The sequence below is a fragment of the Delftia sp. S65 genome (assembly GCF_016516495.1).
Lineage (GTDB): Bacteria > Pseudomonadota > Gammaproteobacteria > Burkholderiales > Burkholderiaceae_C > Comamonas > Comamonas acidovorans.
Window position 1 is genome coordinate 263,129 of record NZ_JACVUR010000003.1, and the last position, 24,221, is coordinate 287,349.

Here is a 24,221-nt window from a genome sequence, read left to right on the forward strand (position 1 = left end):
CGCTTGATTCAGTATTTGCAAAATATCCGGGGCAGTTCTACTGATAATTCTCTAATAATTGTAACGCGCTAAAAGTCTTTCGAATGCAGATGGACGAGTAATCCTGGACCCGATCTCTGGGCGAACAGACCGAGGACACCACGCGCGTGCTCGGCATGCATGCAGGCCTAACTGCAGGAACAGGCAAAAGCGTAGCAGTCGCGCATCGCCATCCTCCATTACCACTGCGAACATCTTGGCACACCAATTGCCCTGACAGACCAGACCGGCCAGGCGGCCTGGGCCACCAAGCTGGGCCCCTGGGGCAATGTGCTGCAGGAGTACAATCCGCAGGGCATGCACCAGGCGATCCGGCTGCCGGGGCCGCACCATAACAAGGAGACGGGGCTGTATTACAACCGGCATCGGTATTACGATCCGGTGGTGGGGAGTTATGTGAATCAGGATCCGAACGGGTTGATGGATGGGGTAAATTTCTTCACCTATCCCTCAAATCCACTGACAAGAAGCCACGATAGTATTCCTTCCTCTCCTAAATCAATGCCTTTACCAGTTGGCAAAAAATGCAATAAATCCCGACTGAAGAGCGACCCCACCGGGCCAGGCACCGCTCCTACAGCAGATACGTACGATATATTGGAAATTATGCAAAAAATCAGGACTAGAACAATAGGCACTCGACGATGAGATATTTATTTTATGTATTTGCTATTTGTTTGAATTTTTCTTCATCGTACGCCAAAGATATTGAAAATCGAGAGCCAGAATGTTTGGTTGGCGTAGATTCAAAGAAATTTGTAGCCAGTTTTCAAATCATTGATAAAGATCAAAAAATATGGATTATTAATGATAGAAGTAATGAGAAAAATGAAATCAACTATTCTTGGATGGTTGAACCTGGGTTAATAAAGAATGGTAATTTTCTTCCTGTAAAATATGCATTTGGTGTCGGACATAGAAATGAGTATGAATCAAAGGGGAAGCAAGAAAATTCGCTATCGGTTCTGTTGGAAGAAATAGAAAATAGTGGAACGATTTATATAAATAGCCCTGATAAAAAGAGTAGGCAGAAAATATCGAGGAATTTGGAAAATGTTCAAATTCATATGCTTTTAAACAAAGATGAAATAATTCTCTATTCCAGGAATATTGAAGGGAGAAATGCTATTTTCTCAAGTAAGCCTACACATGCAAGGATGACCATGAGAACTCCATATAAATCGCAATCTTACATCTGCTTAGTAGAAATTGATTATCAATAGAATTCTTGCTAGGAGATCATTGATTGGTTTGTTGCGGATTATCTATATCTTTGAATTCGGTGTATTTATTGCTATTAACGCAAGTGGGGTATTTATTCTAATTAATTGACTGTGCTTTGGGGCCAGGCTGGGTATTTACTTAGGGAATTTCTGCACAAAGCACGGTTTCTACTTTGTAGGCATTGAAAGTCATTGATTTTTAACAGCCTGCTTTTCGGAAGTTTGATTTATACAGAGCTTCCATAGGCTGAGGATATGTCCGAAACAGCGAAGTTGCGCGGGTGGGTATGGTCAGGATGGAACAGTAACCCAACTCCATCGCAGACGCACAAAGCCCTCTCCAGGTACCGAGCCAATGGGGCCGCCGACAGCACCACAGGCCTGCTCAGCGGCATGCAGGCCTAAACTGCAAAAACAGGAAAGAGAACAGCACGCCCACATCACCATCTTCCACTACCACTGCGACCATCTGGACATACCAATTGCCCTGACGGACCAGACCGGCCAAGTGGCCTGGGCTGCAAAGCTGGTTCCCTCGGGCAATGTGCTGCAGGAATACAACCCGCAGGGCATCCACCAGGCGATCCGGCTGCCGGGGCAGCACCATGACAGGGAAACGGGGCTGTATTACAACCGGCATCGGTATTACGATCCGGTGGTGAGGAGTTATATCAATCAGGATCCGATTGGGTTGATGGGAGGTAATAATCACTATATCTACCCTGTAAATCTCACGGGGTGGATAGATTCGTTAGGCTTACAGCAAGCCTGCGTTGTTAATTTTCCAGATTATCCGGTTGAGTACGCCGAAGGTAAAACAAGCACATGGCTTGGTGGGCATAGTGGTGTGTTGACATATGATACTTCAGGGAAAACACAATACTTCGAATACGGTAGATATAACCCAAATGCAAAAGGAATTATGGGCTCTAAACTACCCCAAGACGACGGAAACGTTCGGAAAACTCCAATGCCTAATCTAAAAATAGGTAAAGATGGTGTTCCAACAGATGATTCCATGAGGAATCTGGAGGAGCAGCTTTCAAGAGATCAGGCAAAGGGTCACCGGCAAAGTTAACCTGTAGTTCTGCCGACCCTAAAAAAGTTGCTGACTACGCAGAAGAAATTTCAGAAAATAAAGATAGAGAAAAATATAATTGAAATCCATTCAATTCCAATCACTGCCGCACTTTTGCAATAGATGCCGCCAAAGCAGGTCAATAATTTTATGAAAATAAACAAATCATTTATCTTGATAATTGCGCTAATTTTGGTGATTATTTACTTGGCATACTCGGTTGTCGATAAATCAATAGCATTATCTTACTCAAGTCAAGGGTGTGAATCAGCGCGCGCAGATATTGATAATGTCATTTCACTCATCGAGCGAGAATGGAGAGGGATGGATATGGAGCAGACTGCATATAAGTTAAAGAACTCATCCATCAATAAAAAAGCAGTTAACCCTCAAATAAAAATGGAAAATGATCTGATATGGTATGGCGATGTTAGATTTATCTTCTCTTCGGGTAGATTGGCAAAGGTTGAATATTGAAAATTAGATTATGTTTTTTGGGAAAAAATAAATTCCAAATTATATTGTTGAAGCAATAGAAAAGTAAATGATGTAAGTTATTTATAATAAATTATATTTCCATCAATAATAGTCATATAAATAATTACTTCTTCTAAATACAGCAACTTCCATGGAAACATGGGATAGTAGCTTAGTATTAAATACTCATAGTTCAAGCGCAAGTTTAAGGAATTTTTCAAATTTTTGCGCTTACTTATTCTATTAATCTCACCCTCGCTCATGCGATTAATTATCTGCAGCAAGACCACAAACTGCAGAAACAGGAAAAGAACAGCGCGTCCGCATCGCCTCCACCACTACCACTGCGACCATCTGGGCGCACCAATCGCCCTGACCGACCCCAGACAGGCCAGGTGGCCTGGGCTGCCAAGCTGGACCCCTGGTGCAATGTGCTGCAGGAATACAACCCGCAAGGCATCAACAAGGCGATCCGGCACCATGACAGGGAGACGGGGTTGTATTGCAACCGGCATCGGTATTACGATCCGGTGGTGGGGCCTATATTAATCAAGATCCGATGGGATTGAATGGCGGAATCAATCTATCAATTTACATAAGAGACCCAAATTGGGAATAGATGCGAAAGTTGGACTTGACGAAGTGCCTGTTAGAGTGCTTGATGTTCCTCCCGATATCGCAAAGATAAGATGGGAACAGGCTCAAGACGCCGCCGCTGCTCGTTCAAATAGAACAAGGTATTGATTATGGTAGATTATTCCCTTATTAAAAATATTGCTTTTGGCATAAAAAAATATGTAGAAAAACAGGAGATTCTACATCTTTCTTTCATCAGAGCCCATAGTGATCTTGTGAAGCTATCAAATATAGAATTTCTTCCTCGCAGCGGATTTGTTTTTGATGAAGAAATGAATAAATGGGAATTTAAAAAGCATGGATGTGGTTATGAATTCTCTCATGAAGGTACGGTTATTGATATAAATGATTATTTCCTGTCGAATGGAGATTTTTTTAGCGCAAATAGATTATTTTTCTATTTCGAATCGATTAAATTTAATTTCAAAAACCAAGATGCAGACGATGCGATCAAATCTGCCTTGATTTATTTGGAATCTACAGGAGAGATCGTGAAGGTGCTACCAACGGGGTATTATAAGTTCCTTTCATCTTAATGCTGTCATTAATTTAATTATTAATCTAGTTAATAAGGGAGATAAAATCTTATTTATTTTATAAAGTGCATAACACGCTCCAGGGCTACTCACAATCGGCGGGTAACAGGATAGGAGATATTGAGATGCCTCGCTTGAAATATCCTGAAATGAGAATGGAGTTGCTCGGATATTTGAGGAAACTCAAGGATTTGAAGTATCAAATGAAAGCCTGGGTGAACCATGATTTCCCTGCAGGCGTTCAATACGACCATTTTGATTAGGCCATACATTTCATTTTTGACGATACGGATCTTGGCAGTGATGCTCGTATGGCGATCGGTGAAATTCTTCTCGATGGGCAGGAGGCAGCGCTGATGGGGCAGTTGGTGGATGCCATCAATGCCGTCTTTGAGGCGTACGGCACGGACATGCCGGACAGCTTCTACATGCAAGTTGGCGAATGGACGAGGGTGGTGGCCTGTGCCGAAAGGGCGTTCGATTGTCTGGAGGGGAGCAACGCCGCTGGCTGCCCCGAGCCGCTGGATTGACACGGGCATGCCTGCCAGCCGACTAGCCGGGGCAAGGCCATGGCTGATCGTGATGTCCAGTCGGTGGTGAAGAGTACCGTAGCGTTTCCAGGTTCGTGGAACAGCAAGATGTTTTCCACGCCGGTAGCCCACCCCCAAACCTGCCAGACAATCCATAAAAACCGAGGCACCGTTCCATGACAACTTCAACCCCCCTTCCCGAGCCCGAATTGAGAGCCTTCGCCGCGGCGGCGGCCGAGCAGCAGCGATGTGCAGACTGCGCGGTGTTGTGGAAACCGGGTTGGGAGTCCTTGTCGGGAGCGGACAAGACTTCGCATCTGCTGCAGGTCGGCGCGCTGGGTACGCCGGACACCCGGGAGATGCTCGATGAATATCACCCACAGGGCACGAACCAGTGGTCGCCGGATGCCCCCATCGCCCTGGGCTGGCACCCGTACAACCGCTGCACGCTTTGGCGCTGCCACCATTGCAATGCCGCTTTTCTGCGCTACACGGAATACGGCGGCTACTACCAGGACGATCGCATCCGCCCGCTGCTGGCGCATCTGATCGTCACGCCCGAGCAGGGCCGCGTCTGAGCGGCGCTGCTCGGCCGGCTCAGGTCCAGTCGAAGGTGAACAGCACCGTGCGGCTTTCCGGTTCGTAGAACAGCAGGATGCTGTCCGCGCCCGTGGCGCACCAGTTGTAGCCGGCCACGTTGGCCACGTGGAAGAAGGGCTTGCCGTCGCGGGTGATGCGGATGCCGTCGTCTTCCAGTTCATCGCCCATGCCGGCGTTTTCCGCTTCGTCCAGCTGAAAGGCCGGGGGAATGGGCGGGTGGCTGGTCCAGTTGCCGTACCAGATGCCGCCGCCCAGGCTGTCCAGGTAGTCGTGCTCCATGGGCTCGCCCTTGCCGTAGCGCGAGTAGCTGGCCAGGCGGCCGTGTTCGGCGTAGTAGGCACTGGCCTTGGCGTGGCTGGCCAGCATTTCGTCGGTGTGCTCGCAGGCGAAGGCGTCCTTGGTGAACTGGCCGCCATGCTGCGGCGCGCGCTGGAAGAAGCCTTCGTTGCCCAGGAAGCGGTAGCGGTTGTCGGGTGTCAGCTCCAGCGCAAACCAGTTGGGGGCGGTGAAGGCGTTGTGGTGGGCTTCTGTCTCATCGCCTATGCAGCCCTCGAAGGGCTCGACGGGGCACAGCATGTGGACCACGGTGCCGGCCAGTTCGGGCCGCACCAGGCCCAGGTCGATGGAGATCAGCGGCAGCAGGTGCTCGGCCAGCCAGGGCTGGTCGGCCACGAAGATGTCGGCGGCGGCGGGAAAGGGGCTGAGGCCCGGCTTCAGTTCGCGGACTTCGGTTTGCTGGGTCAAGAGGGACTCCTGGGTGAGGGGATGGTGGTGCCGGGGGTGATCTTGAAGATGTCCTGGTCCGATGCGGCCGCGCTCTCGTGGTAGATGTCGTAGAGGTACTGCGCCAGTTCGGCGTGGGTGACATCGCAGGGAATGGCCAGCAGGGCGGGCGCGCGCTTGCCGTCGGCGCCGACGTTGAAGCAGCGCCACTGGGCCTGCGCGCGTTCGATGGCGATGATGCGGCCGAAGACATTGAACCGGTATTTTTCCAAGGGAGATCCTCCTGGCGATCCGGCATCGTAGCGGCTGTCGAGGCGCTCATGCGTGTTCTCCCTAGGTTCGTGCCGGCGTTTCGTCTATATATTTCAAACCTAAACTATTCAGGCTTAAAATTGTTGGGCCTGAATTCTGAACCTGGGGCGTCCTGTGCCGTCGCCCTGCGAGAAAAGGGTTTGCGGTATGAAGATCGTCTGTATCGGTGGAGGTCCCGCCGGCCTGTACTTCGGCCTGCTGATGAAGCTGCAGGACCCCGCCAACGAGGTCACGGTGGTGGAGCGCAACCGGCCCTACGACACCTTTGGCTGGGGCGTGGTGTTCTCGGACGCCACCATGGACAACCTGCGCGAGGCCGATCCCGTGTCGGCCCTCACGATTGGTGACGCCTTCAACCACTGGGACGATATCGACATCCACTTCAAGGGCCGCAGCCTGCGCAGCAGCGGCCACGGCTTCATCGGCATAGGCCGCAAGAAGCTGCTCAACATCCTGCAGGCGCGCTGCGAGGACGTGGGCGTGAAGCTGGTGTTCGAGAACTTCGTGCAGGACGACCAGGCGATTGCGCGCGAGTACGACGCCGACCTGGTCATCGCCTCGGACGGCATCAACAGCCAGGTGCGCACGCGCTATGCCGATACCTTTCGGCCCGATATCGACCAGCGCCGCTGCCGCTTCGTGTGGCTGGGCACGACCAAGGTGTTCGATGCCTTCACCTTCGCCTTCGTGCAGACCGAGCATGGCTGGTTCCAGGCCCATGCCTACCGCTACGAAGACGGCATGTCCACCTTCATCGTGGAGACGCCCGAGGAGACCTGGCAGGCCGCCGGCATCGAGCAGATGAGCCAGGAAGAGGGCATTGCCTATTGCGAGAAGCTGTTCGCCCCCTGGCTGGACGGCCATGCCCTGGTCAGCAATGCCACGCACCTGCGCGGCTCGGCCATCTGGATCCGCTTTCCGCGCGTGATCTGCAATACCTGGGTGCACTGGAACGCGCTGGACACGCCGCGCGGCCCGCGCAGCGTGCCCGTGGTGCTGATGGGCGATGCGGCGCACACGGCGCATTTCTCGATTGGCTCGGGCACCAAGCTGGCGCTGGAGGATGCGATCGAGCTGGCGCGCAGCCTGCGGTCTGCGGGGGGCATCGAGGCCGGCCTGCGCCACTACGAGGAGGTGCGCAGCGTGGAGGTGCTCAAGATCCAGAACGCGGCGCGCAATTCCACGGAATGGTTCGAGAACGTGGAGCGCTATGCGGGCCTGGAGCCGGAGCAGTTCGCCTATTCGCTGCTGACGCGCTCGCAGCGCATCTCGCACGAGAACCTGCGCCTGCGCGATGCCGCCTGGCTGCAGGGCTTCGAGCGCTGGATTGCCGAGCATGCGGGCGAGACGGTGCCCGAAGGCCGCCGCCCGCCCATGCCCATGCTCACGCCCTACCAGGCGCGCGGCCTGCGGCTGAAGAACCGCATCGTGGTCTCGCCCATGGCCATGTATTCCTGTACCGACGGCGTGCCTGGCGACTTCCACCTGGTGCACCTGGGCGCGCGTGCCATGGGCGGCGCGGGCCTGGTGATGGTGGAGATGACCTGCACCTCGCCCGACGCGCGCATCACGCCCGGCTGCCCCGGCCTGTGGAACGACGAGCAGGCGCAGGCCTTTGGGCGAATTGTCGATTTCGTGCACGCGCAGGGCGGGGCGCACATTGGCGTGCAGCTGGGGCATGCGGGGCGCAAGGGATCCACCCAGCTGGGCTGGCAAAAGATCGACCATCCGCTGGAGCAGGGCAACTGGCCGCTGCTGTCGGCATCGGCCCTACCCTATATCGAGGGCCTCTCGCAAGTGCCCGCCGCCATGACCCGCGCCGACATGGACCGCGTGCGCGAGGACTTCGTGGCCGCCACGCGGCGCGCCGCGGCAGCGGGCTTTGACTGGCTGGAGCTGCACTGCGCCCACGGCTATCTGCTGTCCAGCTTCATCTCGCCGCTGACCAACCGGCGCGATGACGAATATGGCGGCAGCCTGGACAACCGTCTGCGCTTTCCGCTGGAGGTGTTCGAGGCGGTGCGCGCAGCCTGGCCGCAGGACCGGCCCATGTCGGTGCGCATCTCGGCCCATGACTGGGTGGAGGGCGGCATCACGCCCGACGATGCGGTAGAGATCGCACGCCACTTCAAGGCGGCGGGCGCCGACATGATCGACTGCTCCTCGGGCCAGGTCAGCCCCGACCAGAAGCCGGTGTACGGCCGCATGTACCAGACGCCGTTTGCCGACCGTGTCCGCAACGAAGCCGGCATACCGACCATTGCCGTGGGCGCCATCTTCGAGGCCGACCATGCCAACGCCATCATCGCCTCGGGCCGCGCCGACCTGTGCGCGCTGGCGCGTCCGCACCTGGCCGATGCGGCCTGGACGCTGCGCGAGGCTGCGCGCCTCGGTGCGCAGGATGTGGATTGGCCGAACCAGTACCAGCCCGGCAAGCGCCAGTTGGAAACCAACTTCGAACGCGCCGCCGCCATGGCGCAGTTGGACGCGAAATGAAACTACACCCCCTGAGTCGCTTCGCGCCTTCCCCCGTGTGCACGGCGCCCTCTCTCGCTTCGCGGGAGGGGGGCATACGGGCCACCGGCGACACCGTCGGTGCGGGGCGGCGCGGCCGGCCCAGGCCCTTCCTCGGCGTCCCTCGCTGTGTGGCGCGCCGGTTTCATAGGTTGCGGGTGGCTCGCATCGCCACGGGTGATTGAAATGACCATATCTTTGAATCTTCTTGAAGGGCGCCATGCCCTGGTGACGGGCGGGGCGCGCGGCATAGGCCTGGCCTGCGCGCGGGCGCTGCTGGCGCGCGGCGCGCGGGTCACGCTGCTGGGACGCGATGGTGCGGCGCTGGAGGCTGCCGTGCGCGAGCTGGGCGGCACGGCCCAGACAGCACAGATGGTGCAGTCCGTGCAGGCGGATATTGCCGACGAGGCCTCGGTGCGCCAGGCCTTCGCGCAGGCCGAGGCGGCCTTCGGTCCCGTGCAGGTGCTGGTCAACAACGCGGGCCAGGCCAGCAGCCAGAAGTTCGAGCGCACCGATGCCGCACTGTGGCAGGCGATGCTGGCCGTCAACCTCACGGGCACCTTCCACTGCATGCAGGCCGCGCTGCCGGGCATGCTGGCTGCGCGCTGGGGCCGCATCATCAATGTGGCCAGCACGGCAGGGCTGATCGGCTATGCCTATGTCAGCGCATATTGCGCGGCCAAGCATGGCGTGATCGGCCTCACGCGCTCGCTGGCGCTGGAGACGGCGGGCAAGGGCGTGACGGTGAACGCCGTCTGCCCCGGTTATACCGAGACCGACATCGTGCGCGGCGCCGTGGCCAACATCGTGGACAAGACCGGCATGACGGCGGATGAGGCCCGCGCCAGGCTGGCCGAACGCAACCCGCAGGGCCGCCTGGTCCAGCCCGAGGAAGTGGCCGAGACCGTGGCCTGGCTGGCCCTGCCGGCGTCCGCCTCGGTCAACGGCCAGTCCATTGCCGTCGACGGCGGCGAGGTGATGACCGGCTGAACCCGGTCCACTCCCCCCGTTTTCTGAATTCTTGATGGAGACACCATGAGCACCCAGCCCGAAGAACACAGCATGAAGCACCACAAGCGCCCCCTGGCCGGCTACGAGGCCAGGACCTTTGTGTGGCAGGTATCGGCCGACGGCAAGATCGGCACCATCACCCTGAACCGGCCCGAGCGCAAGAACCCGCTGACCTTCGGCTCCTACGCCGAGCTGCGCGACCTGTTCCGCGCCCTGGTCTATGCCACCGACATCAAGGCCGTGGTGGTCACGGGCGCGGGCGGCAATTTCTGCTCGGGCGGCGATGTGCACGAGATCATCGGCCCGCTCACCAAGATGAGCATGCCCGAGCTGCTGGACTTCACGCGCATGACGGGCGACCTGATCAAGGCCATGCGCGCCTGCCCGCAGCCCATCGTGGCGGCGGTGGACGGCATCTGCGCCGGCGCGGGTGCCATGGTGGCACTGGCCGCCGACATGCGCCTGGGCACGCCGGCCGCGCGCACGGCGTTTCTCTTCACCCGCGTGGGCCTGGCCGGTGCCGACATGGGCGCCTGCACGCTGCTGCCGCGCATGATCGGCCAGGGCCGCGCCTCCGAGCTGCTGTACACGGGCCGCGCCATGACGGCCGAGGAGGGCGCTGCCTGGGGCTTCTTCAATGCCTTGCACGACGCCGAACAGATCGGCGAAGCCGCCCACGCGCTGGCCGCCCAGCTGGCCGCAGGCCCCACCTTTGCCCATGGCGTGACCAAGAAGCTGCTGCACCAGGAATGGAACATGGGCGTGGACGAGGCCATCGAGGCCGAAGCCGAGGCCCAGGCCATCTGCATGCAGACGCGCGACTTCCACCGCGCCTACGAGGCCTTCGTGGCCAAGCAAAAGCCTGTCTTTGAAGGAAACTGAAAATGCGTGATTCCTCCTGGCTGGACTGGCCCTTCTTCGACGACGCCCACCGCACGCTGGCGCATGAGGCCGACGCCTGGTGCGCCCAATCCCTGGGCGATGTGGACCACCACGATGCCGATGCGGCCTGCCGCCAACTGGTGAAGGCCCTGGGCCAGGCCGGCTGGCTGCGCTATGCCGTGCCGTCCGGCCCCGGCGGCGCCTGGGGCGGGGCCTTGCCCGAGGTGGACTCGCGCGCGGTCTGCATCCTGCGCGAGACCCTGGCCCGCCATGAAGGCCTGGCCGACTTCGCCTTTGCCATGCAGGGCCTGGGCAGCGGCGCGATATCGCTCATGGGGTCGGATGCGCTGCGCCAGCGCTACCTGCCGCGCGTGGCGCGCGGCGAGGCCATTGCGGCCTTTGCGCTGTCCGAGCCCGATGCGGGCTCCGACGTGGCCGCCATGGCCTGCGAGGCGCGGCTCGAAGGCGACCACTATGTGCTCAACGGCGCCAAGACCTGGATCTCCAACGGCGGCATTGCCGACTTCTACTGCGTGTTCGCCCGCACGGGCGAGGCGCCGGGCGCGCGCGGCATCAGCGCCTTCGTGGTCGATGCGGACACGCCGGGCTTTTCCATTGGCGAGCGCATCGAACTGATCGCGCCGCACCCGCTGGCCACCATCCGTTTCGACAACTGCCGCATACCCGTGTCGCAGCGCCTGGGCGAGCCGGGGCAGGGCTTCAAGCTGGCCATGATGACGCTGGACATCTTCCGCGCCTCGGTGGCCGCCGCCGCACTGGGCTTTGCGCGCCGCGCGCTGGACGAAGGCCTGGCACGCGCCAAGTCGCGCCGCATGTTCGGCCAGACCCTGGGCGACCTGCAGCTGACCCAGGCCGCGCTGGGCGACATGGACACGGCCATCGACGCATCGGCCCTGCTGACCTACCGCGCCGCCTGGATGCGCGATGTGAAGAAGACGCGCACCACGCGCGAGGCGGCCATGGCCAAGATGACGGCCACCGAATCGGCCCAGGCCGTGATCGACCGCGCGCTGCAGATGTTCGGCGGGGCGGGCGTGGTCTCGGGCATGCCGGTGGAGACGCTGTACCGCGAGATCCGCGCGCTGCGCATCTACGAGGGCGCGACCGAGGTGCAAAAACTCATCATCGCGCGCGAGCTGCTCAAGGCCTGAGCGGCAGGCTGCCCATTCAACGCAAAGCCAGGGAACATCGCATGCAAGCCTCCGCCCACATCGATACTTTCGCCCGGGACAATCTGCCGCCACCCGACCAATGGCCCGAGTTCCTGCTCGACGGGCCGGACGTGGCCTATCCCGAACGCCTGAACTGCGCGGCCGAACTGGTCGATGCCATGGTGGCGCGCGGCCAGGGCGGGCGCGTTGCCCTGCGCTGGAGGCAGGGCGCGGACCAGGCCGCCATGACCTATGCCGAACTGCAGGCGCTGACCAACCGCATCGCCCATGTGCTGGTGGAAGACCTGCAGCTGGTGCCCGGCAACCGGCTGCTGCTGCGCGGCCCCAACAACGCCATGATGGCTGCGTCCTGGCTGGCCGCCATCAAGGCCGGGCTGGTGACGGTGCCCACCATGCCGCTGCTGCGTGCCAAGGAGCTGCAGCAGATCATCGCCAAGGCCCAGGTGCAGGCCGTGCTGTGCGATGTGCGCCTCAAGGACGAGGTGCAGCTGTGCCTGCAGCCCGGCCACGAGCACCACTGCCCCGGCCTCTCGCACGTGCTGTATTTCAACGACGGCGCAGCCGATGCGCTGGACGCCCTGGCCGCAGCCAAGCCCGACACCTTCGCCTGCTGCGATACATCGGCAGACGATGTCTGCCTGATCGCCTTCACCAGCGGCACCACGGGCGCGCCCAAGGGCTGCATGCATTTCCACCGCGATGTGCTGGCCATGTGCGACCTGTTCCCGCGCCATGTGATCCGGCCGGGCCCGGACGACATCTTCTGCGGCACGCCGCCGCTGGCCTTCACCTTTGGCCTGGGCGGGCTGCTGTGCTTTCCGCTGCGCGTGGGCGCCAGCACCGTGCTGGCTGAGAAGCTCACGCCCGAAGGGCTGCTGCAGCTGGTGCAGGATTTCCGCGCCACCATCGTCTTCACCGCACCCACCTTCTACCGGCAGATGGCGGCGCAGGCAGCGCGCTTCGACCTGTCGTCGCTCAGGAAAAGCGTGTCGGCCGGCGAGGCCCTGCCGGACGCCACGCGCCAGCTGTGGAAGCAGGCCACGGGCATCGAGATGATCGACGGCATCGGCGGCACCGAGCTCATCCATGTGTTTGTGTCCAGCCCGCCCGAGGAGGTGCGCGCAGGCGCCATCGGCAAGGTCGTGCCCGGCTACGTGGCCCAGGTGGTGGACGACGACATGCAGCCCGTGCCCGACGGCACGCCCGGCCGCCTGGCCATCAAGGGGCCGACCGGCTGCCGGTATCTTGCCGACGAGCGCCAGAAGCGCTTTGTGCAAAACGGCTGGAACCTGCCCGGCGACACCTTTGTGCGCGACGCCGACGGCTATCTGTTCTATCAGGCGCGCAATGACGACATGATCATCTCGGCCGGCTACAACATCGCCGGCCCCGAGGTGGAGGATGCGCTGCTGCGCCACGAGGCCGTGGCCGAATGCGGCGTGATCGGCGCGGCAGACGACGAGCGCGGCCAGGTGGTCAAGGCCTTTGTGGTGCTCAAGCCCGGCTTTGCGGCCGGCGACGACATGGCGGCCACGCTGCAGGCCTTCGTCAAGGCCAGCATTGCACCCTACAAGTACCCGCGCGCCATTGTCTTCGTGCCGGCCCTGCCGCGCACCGAGACCGGCAAGCTGCAGCGCTTCGTGCTGCGCAAGATGCCGTGAGCGCGCGCCATGGCCTCCGCCTTCGTCAGCCAGGTGCAGGTGCTGTTTCGCCATTGCGATCCGGCCGGCATCGTCTTTTACCCGCGCTATTTCGAGATGGTCAACGACCTGGTCGAGGAATGGTTCGACAGGGGAATGGGCCTGCCATTCCACACCCTGCATGTACAGCGCCAGGTGGGCACGCCCACGGTGTCGGTGCAATGCGATTTCACGGCGCCCAGCCGCTGGCACGACACGCTGCGCCAGGTATTGGAGGTGCGCCGCATCGGCGGGGCGTCGTTCCAGTTCGATGTGCGTTTCGAGGGGCCAGATGGCCAACGCCGGCTGTCTGCGCGCATGACCATCGTCACCATGGATTTGCGCAGCATGAAGGCCACGCCACTGCCGGCCGATCTGCGCGAGCGCCTGCGGGCCTATCTGGTGCCGCAGGACGGTTTTATGGATTCAACGAGAACAGGATGAAGCAATGAAGACTCTGCAACCCCCGGACTGGCTGGCGCCCCGAGGCTATGCCAATGGCATCCTGACCGAGATGACGGTCGGCTCCCGGCTGGTGTTCGTCGGCGGCCAGATTGGCTGGAACGGCCAGCAGCAATTCGAGTCGGACGACTTTGCGGAACAGGTGCGGCAGGCGCTGGCCAATATCGTCGCCATCCTCGCCGAAGGCGGCGCCAGGCCCGAGCACATCGTGCGCATGACCTGGTATGTGACCGACAAGCAGGAATACGTGGCTGCCTATCCGGCCATTGGAAAGCATTACCGCGAACTGATCGGGCGGCATTTCCCTGCCATGACGGCGGTGGAGGTGGCGGATCTGGTGGAAGACCGGGCCAAGGTGGAGATCGAGGTCACGGCGGTGGTGCCGGCCTGATGTCCATCCGCGCGCCATTCGCGCGCCAACCGGGCAATGCCCGCGCATGTGAGCCGCCGAGCGGGCGGGCACATGCGCGGCAGGGACTCACTTGATTTCGAACAGGGTGCGGTCCTTGCCCAGGATCCAGTTCGGCGGCTTGCCGCGGCCGGTCCAGGTCTTGCCGGACTCGGGGTCCTGGTATTTGGCGGGAGCGCTCTTTTTGCCATCGGGCTTCCAGGGGAAGACCTGTTGTGCCGTGAAGCCGAACTCACGGACCAGCTCCTGCACCGATGCCAGGGCCGCTTTGGACTCCAGCTTGCGGGCATCGTCGATTTGCTGGTCGAGCAATTTTTTCTGGGCAATCAGCTCTTGGTATGTAGTCATCTTGATGGAAGAATTTCTAAGTGCGGCTATTTGTGTGAAAACTGCGCAGCAAGAGCCTGGACCCAGGACTCTTTGCAGAATGGTCAATTCTGGTGCATGTGCAGTGGGGATGAAGAACTCACCGTAAGTACAAATACTGATGATGTTGGCGCTCTATGGAGGGTAGGGCGCTTCTTCTCATGCCCGGGCATATTCCAAGGCGATCCGCATTATATCCAGGGCAATCTGGATAACCGGCACTTTACAAAAGCTGTTGTGCCGTTGTTACATTTGCAGAGCACTGTGGTTGGCGCTTCCTCCTCTGGAGACGACGTGCTGTCATGGCTTTTTCAGGGGAGTGCGCAACGTTGGCCGCGAAAGTTCCGCCTTGGTTATGGAAAACAATCAACATTTGCATTTTATCAATCAAATCATAAAAGCGATTTATAAAATATATTACATGTGATTTGATCGAGTTATTCAATGCATTGATTGATACCTGTGGTTTCATTTGAATAATCGATTTGCGGGATAGGTTTTTTTATTGTCAAAGACCGCTCGTTCGAATGGTGAATGGCGGCGCCTTCTGTCTATACAGGACAAGCGCATCGGCTTCCCGATTGCCGGAGCCATTGCAGCCTGCAGTTGTTTCAAGGGTGATTCTTGAATCGGATTTCGCGGCCCGGCCATGCGGCAGTCGGCGGGCGGGCGGCACCGAACGCTTGATTGGCGCGCTACCAACAGCCTGTTAGGATCGCCGCACTACAACGATCCACCACCTGGCAGACATGGCAAGAAGGCAGACCAGCGCCCACGACGGCAACGAGACCCGCGAGACCCTTCTCAAGCTGGCCGCCCGTACCTTCGGTGAGCAGGGCTACTCTGCCACCACCATGCGCAACATTGCCGAGCAGTCCGGGATCGAGGCCGCCAGCATCTACTACCACTTCGCCTCCAAGGAGGAACTGGTGGACGAGGTCATGGAGCAGGGCGGCAACCGCATCATCAGCCAACAGCAGGAGCGCCTTGCCGCGCTGGGCGCCGACGCCACGGCCGAGCAGCGCTTTCGCGCAGCCGTGCTGGGCCAGATGGCGGGGCTGGTAAAGCATGGCGACTTCGCCCTGGCCCACGGCCGGCTGCTGGGCCAGCTGCCCGACAAGGTGCGCGAGCGCCAGATCAAGCGCCGCGAGCGCCACCAGAAATTCTGGAGCGGCCTGCTGGAAGACCTGCGTGCCGAAGGCCGCCTGCGGGCCGACGCCGACATCCACCTGGCGCGCATCATGATCCTGGGCAGCATCAACTCCATACAGTCCTGGTTCAACCCCCGCAAGGGCTCGCTGGAGAAGGTGGCGGACCAGATCTGCGACATGTTCTTCCGGGGCGTGGGACCGGCAGATAAATAGGCGCAAGGCTGAAAATCGCCAATCGGCCTGTCACATGCCGGTGGCATATTCCCGCGCTGCTGTCTTGGCCCTGTGCAGAAAATGGCGGCGGGTTGTTAATGATATTTAACTGTCAATAGTAAGATCGCTGTCTTATGCGTCTGCTTGTTTTGCGCCTGCTATTGCTGGCCGTGTTCTTCAACACGGCCATTGGCATGCCCCTGCACGGCGCAACGCATATCCGGCAGGCGGTGGCCGGGCCTGCACAGGCTTTTGCGGGCCTCAACGGCTGCGAAGATGATGCGCAGGCCGGCCAACGCGGCCAGGCTGGCGAAAAGGCTGAAGTCGTCGAAGCCGCCGAAGCCGTCTGCGTATGGTGCATGGGCCATGCACCGCATGCGGCGGCCTGGCTGCCGCACTTCGGCCTGCCGCTGGCCGTGGCCGCGCCGCCCGAGAGGGTGCCGCCGCGCACCGTGGGCGGCGCCATCCCCTCGCAGAACCGCTGGGCCTTTGCATCGCGCGACCCCCCGCGCTGAACCCGCAAGCACTTTTCTCCTTCTCTGCCGCCAGCGCCCATTGGTGCTGGCGGCATGTCCGTGTTTGCGCGCGCCGGCTGTGGATGCCGGCGGCATGCGCCCGTGCCCGTTTTCATCATGACTGTCTTCTTCTTCCCCGCGAAGCCGCTTCCCCGCCTTCGCCCGCTGCCGCTTGCCCTGAGCGCTGCCGCCTTCCTGTCCATGCCTGCGCTGGCCCAAGGCCAGGATCCGTCCTCCGGCCCTGGCCCCGGCCCCGCCGCCGCCGCCTCCGCTTCCCCGCAGGAGCAGGCGCTGCTGCCTGCCGTGGAAGTCGTGGGCCGAACGGCCTCGGGCGCCTATCACACCGACGAGGCGGCCGGCGCCAAGACCGACCTGCCGCTGCGCGAGCTGCCGCAGTCGGTGCGCGTGATCACGCGCCAGGCCATGGACGACCTGGGCGCCACCAAGCTCGACGACGTGCTGGACTACGTGGGCGGCGTCTCGCGCCAGAACAACTTTGGCGGGCTGTGGGACAACATCGTCATCCGCGGCCTGCCCGGCGACCAGAACGTGGGCATGGCTACCCTGTTCAACGGTTTTTCCTCGGGGCGCGGCTTCAATGCGCCGCGTGACCTGGCCGGCGTGGAGCGCATCGAGTTCCTCAAGGGCACGGCCGCTGCGCTCTACGGCAGCAGCGAGCCGGGCGGCACGCTGAATGTGGTCTCCAAGCGCCCGCTGTGGACGCCTTCGCATTCCGTGGAAGCCTATGCGGGCAGCTACGGCCTGCGGCGTGGCGCGCTGGACACCACGGGACCGGTGGGCGAGAACTTTGCCTACCGGCTCAACATCGCCGTGGAGGACCGCGACAGCTTCCGCGATTTCGTGGGCGCCAGCCGCCAGGTGATCGCACCGGCCTTCACCTGGAAGCTGGGGCGCGATACGGTGCTGGAGTACTCGGGCGAGCTGCTGCGCCACAAGACGCCGCTGGACCGCGGCGTGGTGGCCGTGGGCGACCGGCTGGGCGCCATCTCGCGCAGCCGCTTCCTGGGCGAGCCGGGCGACGGCGATGTGACGGTGGAAAACCGCACCCACCAGTTCATCCTCTCGCATGAGTGGAATGCGCAGTGGCGCAGCCGCCTGGGCCTGTCCTATCGAGAAACCTCGATCAACGGTTTTTCCACCGAGCCGCACGCGCTGCTGGCCAATGGCGACCTCACGCGCCAGCGGCGATTTCGCGACTACCAGTCCGACGACATCGCCGTGCAGGCCGAGCTGCAGGGCACGGTGAAAACGGGCACCGTCGAGCACGAACTGCTGCTGGGCCTGGAGAGCTTTCGCTTCGAGATGGACACGCTGATGCTGCGCGCCAACCCGACGGCAGCCAATCCCTACGCCATCAACATCTACAACCCCATCTACGGCGGCGCGCGCCCCGTGCCCACGGCCAATACCGACACCTTCGAGCGGCAGCGCAACACGGCGTTCTACCTGCAGGACGCCATCAAGCTCTCGCCCCAATGGCGTGTGGTGGCCGGCCTGCGCATGGACCGCTACGACCAGTCGCTGCACAACCGCCGCACGGGGGCGACCACGCAGCAGGACCCGGCCTCGACCTCGCCGCGCCTGGGCCTGAGCTGGCTGCCGCTGCCGCAATGGACCTTCTATGCCAACGCGGGCCGCTCGTTCCGGCCCAACGTGGGCATCGATGTGGCCGGTGCGGGATTCAGCCCAGAATCCGGCCGTTCCATGGAGCTGGGCGCCAAGTGGGAAAGTGCCGACCAGCGCATGGGTGCCACGGCAGCGCTGTTCGACATCCGCAAGCGCAATGTGCTGACGGCCGACCCGGGCAACGCCGGCTACTCGGTCTCGGCCGGCGAGATCCGCAGCCGGGGCCTGGAATTCGACTTTGCCGGCCAGGTCACGCAACGCTGGCGCCTGAACGCCAGCCTGGTGCTCAACGATGTGGAGATCTCCCGCGACAACACGCTGGAGGTGGGCGGGCGCCTGCTCAACGTGCCCAAGGTCAATGGCAGCGTGCTGGCCGTCTATGAAAACGCCTTCTCCAACGGCCAGCGCTACGGCATCGGCGGCGGCGTCACCCACATGGGCAAGCGCCTGGGCCAGGCCCGCACGCAGGCCGAGGCCGATGCCGGCAAGGCCGCCTTCGAGCTGCCCAGCTACACCACGGCCAAGCTGGTTGCCTACTGGCGCATCAGCCCCACGCTGCGCCTGACGCTGGACGTGGACAACCTCTTTGACAAGACCTACTACACCAGCTCGTACAGCCGGCTGTGGGTGACGCCGGGCACGGCCCGCACCGTCACCGTAGGCCTTCAAGCAAAGTTCTGAGCCCCGCCATGCATCCATCCCTTCCTGTTTCTTCCAACCCCACTTCTGCCTCCACGCCCGTGCTCCAAGCGCTGGGCGCCGTGGTGGACTATGGCGAGCGCACCATCCTCCAGGGCCTGGACCTGGCCGTGCATGCGGGCGAGATCTATGCGCTGCTGGGCGCCAACGGCGCGGGCAAGACCACCACGCTGAGCCTGCTGCTGGGCTTTGTGCGGCCGCGCAGCGGACAGGTGCGCGTTCAGGGCGTGGACCCGGTGACGGCGCCTGCGCAGGCGCGTGCCCTGATCGCCTATATCCCCGAGAACGTGGCGCTGTACGAGCACCTGAGTGCGCGCGAGAACGTGGCCTACCTGCTGGAGCTGGCGGGCCAGCCGGCCGCGGCAGGCGCCATCGGCCAGGCGCTGTCTGCCGCAGGGCTGGACGCCGCCGCGCACGACCGGCGTGTCTCCGGCTTTTCCAAGGGCATGCGCCAGAAAGTGGCGATTGCGCTGGCGCTGGCGCGCAGGGTGCCGGCACTGCTGCTGGACGAACCCACCTCGGGCCTGGACCCACAGGCCACGGCCGAGTTCAGCCGACTGCTCATGCAGTTGCGCGGGCAGGGCGTGGCCATTCTCATGGTCACGCACGACCTGCTGGGGGCCGCCGACGTGGCCGACCGCATGGGCTTCATCGCAGGCGGGCGCCTGGTCGAGGAAGTGGCGGCCAGCGGAGAGGAGCGCTTCGATGTGCGCGCACTGCACCGCCACTATGCAGGGGTGGGCACGGACACGGGCACGCACACGCACACGCACACGCACACGCACATTGAAGCCGACACGCAGGGAGCGGCGGCATGAGCGCGGCCTGGACCATTGCGCGCGAGGAATGGCGCCTGCTGCTGCGCGACCGCGTGGCCGTGCTGGGGATGGCGCTGTGGCTGCTGCTCAGCGCCGCTGCAGCCTTCACCGCCTGGGACCAGCGCAGCGCGGCCCAGGCCCAGCGCGAGCGCCACCAGTCCCAGGTGGACAGCGAGTTCGAAGCCCAGCCCGACCGCCATCCGCACCGCATGGTGCATTACGGCCACTTCGTGTTCCGCCCGCTCAATCCGCTGGCAGCCTTCGATGCGGGCATCGACGCCTACACCGGCCACACGCTGTTTCTGGAGGGCCACCGCCAAAACAGCGCCAACTTCGGCGATGTGCGCCAGTCCTCGCTGCTGCTGCGGTTCGGCCAGCTCACGCCGGCCTTTGTGCTGCAGGTGCTGGCGCCGCTGCTGCTGATCTTCATGGGCCATGCCTGCATTGCACGCGAGCGCGAGGCCGGCACCCTGCGCGTGCTGCTGGCCCAGGGCGTGGGCACGCGGCAGTTCGTGGCCGGCAAGCTGCTGGCGCTGGCGGGCGTGGCGGCCCTGGTGCTGCTGCCGGCCCTGCTGGCCCTGGCCTGGATGGTCGTGGCCACGCCGGTGCCCATCAGCCTGGTGGCCACGCTGGCGGCAGGCCATGTACTGTGGCTGATGCTCTGGGCGGTGGGCATCGTCGCTGTCTCGGCCTTCATGCGGCGCGGGCGCGATGCCTTGCTGGCCCTGCTGGCGGCCTGGGCCGTCGCCGTGGTGCTGCTGCCCCGTCTGGTGCCGGAGCTGGTGGGATCTGCCCTGGCGCTGCCCACGCGCTTCGAGACCGACATCGCCACCGCGCGCGAGCTGGCGGCGCTGGGCGACAGCCACAATCCCGACGATCCCTATTTCGCCGCTTTCCGCGCCAGGGTGCTGGCGCAGTACGGTGTCTCGCGCGTAGAGGACCTGCCCGTCAACTACAAGGGCCTGGTCGGCATGGAAGGCGAGCGGTTGACGAGTGAACTCTTCAGGCGCCATGCCGAGGCCAGCTTCGATCTGCAGGCCGAGCAACTGCGCCGGGCTGACGCATTTGCCCTGATCAGCCCCGTGATCGCGCTGCGCCGCCTGTCCATGGCCGTGGCCGGGACCGACCTGCAAGGCTACCGGCGCTTTCTGGAGCAGGCCGAGCAGCATCGCTACCGCATGGTGCAGGCCCTCAACCGCCTGCAGGTGGACAAGCTCAGCTATGCGGGCGACCGATCGAGCCGCGACAACCGCATCGGCCACGAGCACTGGCGCGGCGTCTCCGATTTCCACCACGAGCCCGATCCACCGCTGGCGGCCCTGCGTCGCGCGGCGCCTGCCGCCTATGTGCTGCTGGCATGGCTGGCTGTATTGACGGTGGCCTTGCTGCTGGCCACGCAACGGCTGGGGAGGGTGGCGCGATGAGCTGGCTCCTGCATGAATGGCGTCTTCTGACGCGCTCGCGCCTGGCGCTGTGCGCCCTGGCCTTGCTGTTGCTGCTGTCCACGCTGGCGGTGCTGTCTGGCCTGCGCGAGATCGCCTCGCAACGCCTGACCCTGGACCGCCTTGCGCAACTGCAGCAGCAGGACATGGCGGCCCAGGCAAGCCGGCATGCGCAGTCCGGCGATGCAGGCTCGGTGGCCTACTACGGCTTTCACGCCACCTGGGATGCGCCATCGTCCACGGCCTTTCTGGCCCTGGGCTTGCGCGATGCCGCGCCCTATGTGCTGCGGGTGCGCGCCCTGGCGCTGCAGGCACAGCTGCATGAAGGCGAAAGCTTCAACCCGGAACTGGCGCTGGCGGGCCGCTTCGACTTCGCCTTTGTGCTGGTCTACCTGGTGCCGCTGTTCCTGATCGCGCTGCTCTACGACCTGGTGTCGGGCGAGCGCGAATCGGGCCGCCTGGGCATGCTGCAGGCCATGCCTGGCACCGGGCGGCGGCTGTGGCTGCGCCGTGCGGGACTGCGTTCCGTGCTGGTGCTGGCCTGCGTGGCGCTGCCTGCCCTGGCAGGTGCACTGGCCGGCGGGGCAGCGGCGGGTGCCCTTGTCACGGTGCTGCTGTCCGCCACGGCCTATGTGGTTTTCTGGAGCGGCCTGTGCCTGGTGGTTGCCGCGTTGGGCGGCAGCTCGGTCGCCAATGCCATGGCCCTCATGGGCTGCTGGGCCGTGCTGACCCTGGTGCTGCCCACGCTGGCCAATGCCGCACTCTCGCGCGCCATCCCCGTGAGCCAGGGCGTGGAGCTGATGCTGGCCCAGCGCCAGACCGTGCATGGCGCCTGGGACCTGCCGCGCGAGCAGACCATGGAGCGCTTTTTCCGCAACCACCCCGAATGGCGCGACACCGCGCCGCTGCCTGCGGGCTTTCACTGGAAGTGGTACTACGCCTTCCAGCAGCTCGGCGACGAAAGTGTCGCATCCCAGTTCGCCGCCTACCGCGCCGGCCTGCAGGCACGCCAGGCCTGGACCGGGCGCCTGGGCTGGCTGCTGCCCGGCGTGGGCGTGCAGGCTGCGCTGCACCGCCAGGCCGGCACCGACCTGCTGGCGCAACTGGCCTATCAGGACGACATCGCCGCCTTTCACGCGCGCCTGCGCGCCTTCCTCTATCCCTATCTGTTTGAGGACCGCACATTCGGTGCGCAGGATTTTGCAGCCCAGCCCGTCTTCACGGCCAGCCCGCGGCCTGCGCGGCAGGCCTGGGGGCAGACGGCAATGCTGTGGGTGGTGGCTGCGCTGGCCTTGCTGGCCGGCGGTGTTGCCGCAGGCCGCGTGCGGCCGGGCAGGCGCTGAGGCCAAGGGCGAGTGAAAAAAGAAACAGCCATGGTTCAGGCAGGGCCTGCACCATGGCTGTCATCTTCTTGGATCCGTGGGCCCGAGGCTGAGCCTGAGGCGGGCGGCTCCCTGTTATTGCACGTTCTGGTGGCAGTCGCTGCAGACGCCGTACAGCGTCATCTCATGGCGCTCCACCACAAAGCCTTCGGGGGCGATGCGCTGCATGTCGCCCGGACAGCCGGGCACGTTGAACACGCGGTTGCAGCTCATGCAGCGGAAATGGTGGTGGTGGGCGCGGCCGCTGAGTTCGTAGCGCGTGGCCTCGCCGGGCAGGTCCACGGCCTGCACTTCGCCCGCTTCCATCAGCTGCTTGATGTTGCGGTACACCGTGGCCAGCCCGATGGCTGGCACCTCGCGCTGCGCTGCGCCGAGGATCTCGGCCGGAAGCAAGGGGCGTCCAGCCTCTTCCATGACCGTGCGTATCGAGCTGCGTTGACGGGTCGAGCGTTCCATAGGCCTGAACAAGCGCTCCACGATGGGCTGAGTGTGTCTAGTCATGGTGGTTCCGTTATTTACTATAACAATCTCGACGCGATTAATCAGTGCTCACGAGCGCTCACAGCTGAAATTTACACTGTGTTTACCTGCGGGTCCCACAAGCATGGAGATGCAGTGTGTGCAATGGATCTCTGCCCCAAGGGGAAGAAATTCCATTTGACAGACACCAGATGCTCCATTCCTGCCAGTTTTCGCGAGTATATGTGGTGAGCATTCGATGGACCTTATGCGCTGGTTAAATGCCATAGCCGTCAACAATGCTGTAATGGGATGTAATTGATCTATTGATTGAAGAGTGCTTGGAATGAGGGTATGTGTGGTGCTTACCGTCAGGGCTGCAGGAGGTGGCGCTGGCCCAAGGTGAGATGCAATTACTTACATGGACAGTGTATTGCCAATACGGGTAGATTGCCTCAATGCGCTTCGTTTGTCCATGATCCGTTCCCTTGAAAGGGGAAAGGAGGCCGCCCCGGAACTGACGCCCAGGGTGGTTTGCGCAATGACATGCCGAGTCGCGATCCACAGGCGATTGGGCCATGAAGTGCATTTTTGCGAATTGCGCGGCCGGAAAAAAAATCAGCCAGCCTTTCAGCCTCGATTGGGAAATGCTCAGCGAAAGCATCTTCGCCAAGGCCCTGTTGGATAAAGCACCACCCTAGAAATACAAATCCAGGGCGGCGCAATGCGCTACATCTACGGAATCGTCGCCCGCCTGGGCATGCAGGGCCAGGTCCACCGCGGCTACGCCTGCAAGGCCCGCCTGAGCCCCTGGCTGTGGCTGGCCGAGCGCAGGAGCGACTTTCGCATCCTCCAGAACCAGACCGTGCCCGACATCATCGAGCAGGTATTGGGCGTCTATGGCCATCCGCTGCGAAAGAAACTCACGCGCGGCAATCGCAGCGGGTACTGCTGCGTTCAATACAACGAAAGCGATTGCGACCTTGTCCCGCGATGGATGCAGCACGAAGGCATCTACTTCTTCTTCGAGCATGCCTCGCACGGCGCATTGCCCGGGGATGAATCCATTCCTTTCTATCCTCCTGAAAAGGCCGGCGCAGGCGATCCGCAAAACATCCACGCCCGGCAGCTGGAGCAGTAAATCAAGCCGGGCCGCCATTGCAGCGACGGCCCTGAAGTTGCACGGGCAGGCATGGCCAGGACGGGGACAGATGCGGTCCAGGCG

Annotated in this window: 25 protein-coding genes and 1 pseudogene; 22 read left to right on the forward strand and 4 right to left on the reverse strand. The window is 62.1% G+C overall.

Translation table 11 applies throughout. The annotated features are described in order from the left end of the window. Window positions 1-252: 252 nt before the first annotated feature. From IAE24_RS30710 to IAE24_RS04820, 8 genes and pseudogenes are all read left to right on the forward strand, one after another. Window positions 253-687: an RHS repeat-associated core domain-containing protein gene (locus tag IAE24_RS30710; RefSeq protein WP_442778794.1), complete on the forward strand. Its 435-nt coding sequence runs from the start codon at window positions 253-255 to the stop codon at window positions 685-687. Beyond that, window positions 684-1,262 carry a hypothetical protein gene (locus IAE24_RS04790; RefSeq protein WP_199959559.1) on the forward strand — a complete coding sequence of 193 codons (579 nt, stop codon included), beginning with the start codon at window positions 684-686 and terminating at the stop codon, window positions 1,260-1,262. The genes IAE24_RS30710 and IAE24_RS04790 overlap by 4 nt, the downstream gene beginning before the upstream one ends. A 355-nt stretch (window positions 1,263-1,617) precedes the next feature. Further along, the gene (locus IAE24_RS30715; RefSeq protein WP_233626110.1) at window positions 1,618-2,340 is read left to right on the forward strand and encodes an RHS repeat-associated core domain-containing protein; all 723 of its coding nucleotides are present in this window, start codon (window positions 1,618-1,620) and stop codon (window positions 2,338-2,340) included. A 150-nt stretch (window positions 2,341-2,490) separates the two neighbouring features. After that, window positions 2,491-2,817: an Imm58 family immunity protein gene (locus IAE24_RS04800; RefSeq protein WP_199959557.1), complete on the forward strand. Its 327-nt coding sequence runs from the start codon at window positions 2,491-2,493 to the stop codon at window positions 2,815-2,817. 298 nt (window positions 2,818-3,115) lie between these two features. Continuing rightward, window positions 3,116-3,424 (forward strand): annotated as a pseudogene (locus tag IAE24_RS04805) (RHS domain-containing protein); the annotation flags it as partial. Window positions 3,425-3,563: 139 nt separating this feature from the next. Beyond that, the gene (locus IAE24_RS04810; protein WP_199959546.1) at window positions 3,564-3,989 is read left to right on the forward strand and encodes a DUF6896 domain-containing protein; all 426 of its coding nucleotides are present in this window, start codon (window positions 3,564-3,566) and stop codon (window positions 3,987-3,989) included. A gap of 275 nt (window positions 3,990-4,264) precedes the next feature. Next, window positions 4,265-4,519, forward strand: coding sequence for an SCO4402 family protein (locus IAE24_RS30220; protein WP_442778795.1), 255 nt, complete (start codon window positions 4,265-4,267; stop codon window positions 4,517-4,519). Window positions 4,520-4,695: 176 nt separating this feature from the next. Then, window positions 4,696-5,097 carry a hypothetical protein gene (locus IAE24_RS04820; protein WP_199959544.1) on the forward strand — a complete coding sequence of 134 codons (402 nt, stop codon included), beginning with the start codon at window positions 4,696-4,698 and terminating at the stop codon, window positions 5,095-5,097. Between the two features lie 19 nt (window positions 5,098-5,116). On the opposite strand, the gene IAE24_RS04825 is transcribed toward IAE24_RS04820, so the two are convergent. Both IAE24_RS04825 and IAE24_RS04830 read right to left on the reverse strand, forming a co-directional pair. After that, window positions 5,117-5,863, reverse strand: a complete 747-nt coding sequence (locus IAE24_RS04825; RefSeq protein ID WP_199959542.1) for an enolase — start codon at window positions 5,861-5,863, stop codon at window positions 5,117-5,119. Further along, a complete protein-coding gene (locus tag IAE24_RS04830; RefSeq protein ID WP_199959540.1) occupies window positions 5,860-6,114 on the reverse strand; it encodes a DUF7661 family protein in 255 nt (84 codons plus the stop codon). Before IAE24_RS04830 ends, IAE24_RS04825 begins: the two co-directional genes overlap by 4 nt. 187 nt (window positions 6,115-6,301) lie before the next feature. On the opposite strand from IAE24_RS04830, the gene IAE24_RS04835 reads away from it, so the two are divergent. From IAE24_RS04835 to IAE24_RS04865, 7 genes are all read left to right on the forward strand, one after another. Continuing rightward, a complete protein-coding gene (locus tag IAE24_RS04835; protein ID WP_199959532.1) occupies window positions 6,302-8,650 on the forward strand; it encodes a bifunctional salicylyl-CoA 5-hydroxylase/oxidoreductase in 2,349 nt (782 codons plus the stop codon). A 204-nt stretch (window positions 8,651-8,854) separates the two neighbouring features. Beyond that, the gene (locus tag IAE24_RS04840; protein WP_199959522.1) at window positions 8,855-9,658 is read left to right on the forward strand and encodes an SDR family NAD(P)-dependent oxidoreductase; all 804 of its coding nucleotides are present in this window, start codon (window positions 8,855-8,857) and stop codon (window positions 9,656-9,658) included. A gap of 45 nt (window positions 9,659-9,703) precedes the next feature. Further along, window positions 9,704-10,561: an enoyl-CoA hydratase family protein gene (locus IAE24_RS04845; RefSeq protein ID WP_097201990.1), complete on the forward strand. Its 858-nt coding sequence runs from the start codon at window positions 9,704-9,706 to the stop codon at window positions 10,559-10,561. A 2-nt stretch (window positions 10,562-10,563) separates the two neighbouring features. Continuing rightward, window positions 10,564-11,733, forward strand: a complete 1,170-nt coding sequence (locus tag IAE24_RS04850) for an acyl-CoA dehydrogenase family protein (protein WP_013801799.1) — start codon at window positions 10,564-10,566, stop codon at window positions 11,731-11,733. 41 nt (window positions 11,734-11,774) lie between these two features. After that, window positions 11,775-13,415 carry an AMP-binding protein gene (locus tag IAE24_RS04855; RefSeq protein WP_199959520.1) on the forward strand — a complete coding sequence of 547 codons (1,641 nt, stop codon included), beginning with the start codon at window positions 11,775-11,777 and terminating at the stop codon, window positions 13,413-13,415. 9 nt (window positions 13,416-13,424) lie between these two features. Then, on the forward strand, window positions 13,425-13,877 hold the full coding sequence (locus tag IAE24_RS04860) for an acyl-CoA thioesterase (protein ID WP_199959503.1): 453 nt from the start codon (window positions 13,425-13,427) through the stop codon (window positions 13,875-13,877). Between the two features lie 4 nt (window positions 13,878-13,881). Continuing rightward, window positions 13,882-14,286 (forward strand): RidA family protein, encoded by a 405-nt coding sequence (locus IAE24_RS04865; protein ID WP_012206268.1) that lies wholly within the window; start codon window positions 13,882-13,884, stop codon window positions 14,284-14,286. Between the two features lie 87 nt (window positions 14,287-14,373). Here IAE24_RS04865 and IAE24_RS04870 read toward each other — a convergent pair whose 3' ends face one another. After that, window positions 14,374-14,652 (reverse strand): H-NS histone family protein, encoded by a 279-nt coding sequence (locus IAE24_RS04870; protein ID WP_012206267.1) that lies wholly within the window; start codon window positions 14,650-14,652, stop codon window positions 14,374-14,376. 767 nt (window positions 14,653-15,419) lie between these two features. Here IAE24_RS04870 and IAE24_RS04875 point away from each other — a divergent pair. The 6 genes from IAE24_RS04875 (at window position 15,420) to IAE24_RS04900 (ending at window position 22,498) form a co-directional block, all read left to right on the forward strand. Continuing rightward, window positions 15,420-16,034 carry a TetR/AcrR family transcriptional regulator gene (locus tag IAE24_RS04875; RefSeq protein WP_012206266.1) on the forward strand — a complete coding sequence of 205 codons (615 nt, stop codon included), beginning with the start codon at window positions 15,420-15,422 and terminating at the stop codon, window positions 16,032-16,034. 134 nt (window positions 16,035-16,168) lie between these two features. Continuing rightward, a complete protein-coding gene (locus IAE24_RS04880; protein WP_199959501.1) occupies window positions 16,169-16,549 on the forward strand; it encodes a DUF2946 family protein in 381 nt (126 codons plus the stop codon). 117 nt (window positions 16,550-16,666) lie between these two features. Further along, a complete protein-coding gene (locus IAE24_RS04885) occupies window positions 16,667-18,877 on the forward strand; it encodes a TonB-dependent siderophore receptor (RefSeq protein ID WP_199959499.1) in 2,211 nt (736 codons plus the stop codon). Window positions 18,878-18,885: 8 nt separating this feature from the next. Next, the gene (locus IAE24_RS04890) at window positions 18,886-19,713 is read left to right on the forward strand and encodes an ABC transporter ATP-binding protein (protein ID WP_199959497.1); all 828 of its coding nucleotides are present in this window, start codon (window positions 18,886-18,888) and stop codon (window positions 19,711-19,713) included. After that, window positions 19,710-21,137, forward strand: coding sequence for an ABC transporter permease (locus IAE24_RS04895; RefSeq protein ID WP_013801805.1), 1,428 nt, complete (start codon window positions 19,710-19,712; stop codon window positions 21,135-21,137). Before IAE24_RS04890 ends, IAE24_RS04895 begins: the two co-directional genes overlap by 4 nt. Beyond that, complete coding sequence (locus tag IAE24_RS04900) at window positions 21,134-22,498, forward strand: DUF3526 domain-containing protein (RefSeq protein WP_199959495.1); 1,365 nt, start codon at window positions 21,134-21,136, stop codon at window positions 22,496-22,498. Before IAE24_RS04895 ends, IAE24_RS04900 begins: the two co-directional genes overlap by 4 nt. Window positions 22,499-22,612: 114 nt before the next feature. Here the strand turns inward: IAE24_RS04900 and IAE24_RS04905 are convergent, their stop codons facing one another. Then, window positions 22,613-23,038, reverse strand: a complete 426-nt coding sequence (locus tag IAE24_RS04905) for a Fur family transcriptional regulator (RefSeq protein WP_012206260.1) — start codon at window positions 23,036-23,038, stop codon at window positions 22,613-22,615. Window positions 23,039-23,699: 661 nt separating this feature from the next. Here IAE24_RS04905 and IAE24_RS04910 point away from each other — a divergent pair. Next, window positions 23,700-24,137 carry a phage late control D family protein gene (locus IAE24_RS04910; RefSeq protein WP_325100508.1) on the forward strand — a complete coding sequence of 146 codons (438 nt, stop codon included), beginning with the start codon at window positions 23,700-23,702 and terminating at the stop codon, window positions 24,135-24,137. Window positions 24,138-24,221: the final 84 nt, after the last annotated feature.

Bases quoted from the DNA above. Each gene is read 5' to 3' on its own strand.
- IAE24_RS04800 (WP_199959557.1), top strand. From the start codon at position 2,491: ATGAAAATAAACAAATCATTTATCTTGATAATTGCGCTAATTTTGGTG.
- IAE24_RS04790 (WP_199959559.1), top strand. From the start codon at position 684: ATGAGATATTTATTTTATGTATTTGCTATTTGTTTGAATTTTTCTTCA.
- IAE24_RS04900 (WP_199959495.1), top strand. From the start codon at position 21,134: ATGAGCTGGCTCCTGCATGAATGGCGTCTTCTGACGCGCTCGCGCCTG.
- IAE24_RS04885 (WP_199959499.1), top strand. From the start codon at position 16,667: ATGACTGTCTTCTTCTTCCCCGCGAAGCCGCTTCCCCGCCTTCGCCCG.
- IAE24_RS04850 (WP_013801799.1), top strand. From the start codon at position 10,564: ATGCGTGATTCCTCCTGGCTGGACTGGCCCTTCTTCGACGACGCCCAC.
- IAE24_RS04845 (WP_097201990.1), top strand. From the start codon at position 9,704: ATGAGCACCCAGCCCGAAGAACACAGCATGAAGCACCACAAGCGCCCC.
- IAE24_RS04890 (WP_199959497.1), top strand. From the start codon at position 18,886: ATGCATCCATCCCTTCCTGTTTCTTCCAACCCCACTTCTGCCTCCACG.
- IAE24_RS04835 (WP_199959532.1), top strand. From the start codon at position 6,302: ATGAAGATCGTCTGTATCGGTGGAGGTCCCGCCGGCCTGTACTTCGGC.
- IAE24_RS04895 (WP_013801805.1), top strand. From the start codon at position 19,710: ATGAGCGCGGCCTGGACCATTGCGCGCGAGGAATGGCGCCTGCTGCTG.
- IAE24_RS04870 (WP_012206267.1), bottom strand. From the start codon at position 14,652: ATGACTACATACCAAGAGCTGATTGCCCAGAAAAAATTGCTCGACCAG.
- IAE24_RS04880 (WP_199959501.1), top strand. From the start codon at position 16,169: ATGCGTCTGCTTGTTTTGCGCCTGCTATTGCTGGCCGTGTTCTTCAAC.
- IAE24_RS04905 (WP_012206260.1), bottom strand. From the start codon at position 23,038: ATGACTAGACACACTCAGCCCATCGTGGAGCGCTTGTTCAGGCCTATG.
- IAE24_RS04855 (WP_199959520.1), top strand. From the start codon at position 11,775: ATGCAAGCCTCCGCCCACATCGATACTTTCGCCCGGGACAATCTGCCG.
- IAE24_RS04860 (WP_199959503.1), top strand. From the start codon at position 13,425: ATGGCCTCCGCCTTCGTCAGCCAGGTGCAGGTGCTGTTTCGCCATTGC.
- IAE24_RS30715 (WP_233626110.1), top strand. From the start codon at position 1,618: ATGGGGCCGCCGACAGCACCACAGGCCTGCTCAGCGGCATGCAGGCCT.
- IAE24_RS04875 (WP_012206266.1), top strand. From the start codon at position 15,420: ATGGCAAGAAGGCAGACCAGCGCCCACGACGGCAACGAGACCCGCGAG.
- IAE24_RS04840 (WP_199959522.1), top strand. From the start codon at position 8,855: ATGACCATATCTTTGAATCTTCTTGAAGGGCGCCATGCCCTGGTGACG.
- IAE24_RS04810 (WP_199959546.1), top strand. From the start codon at position 3,564: ATGGTAGATTATTCCCTTATTAAAAATATTGCTTTTGGCATAAAAAAA.
- IAE24_RS04865 (WP_012206268.1), top strand. From the start codon at position 13,882: ATGAAGACTCTGCAACCCCCGGACTGGCTGGCGCCCCGAGGCTATGCC.
- IAE24_RS04820 (WP_199959544.1), top strand. From the start codon at position 4,696: ATGACAACTTCAACCCCCCTTCCCGAGCCCGAATTGAGAGCCTTCGCC.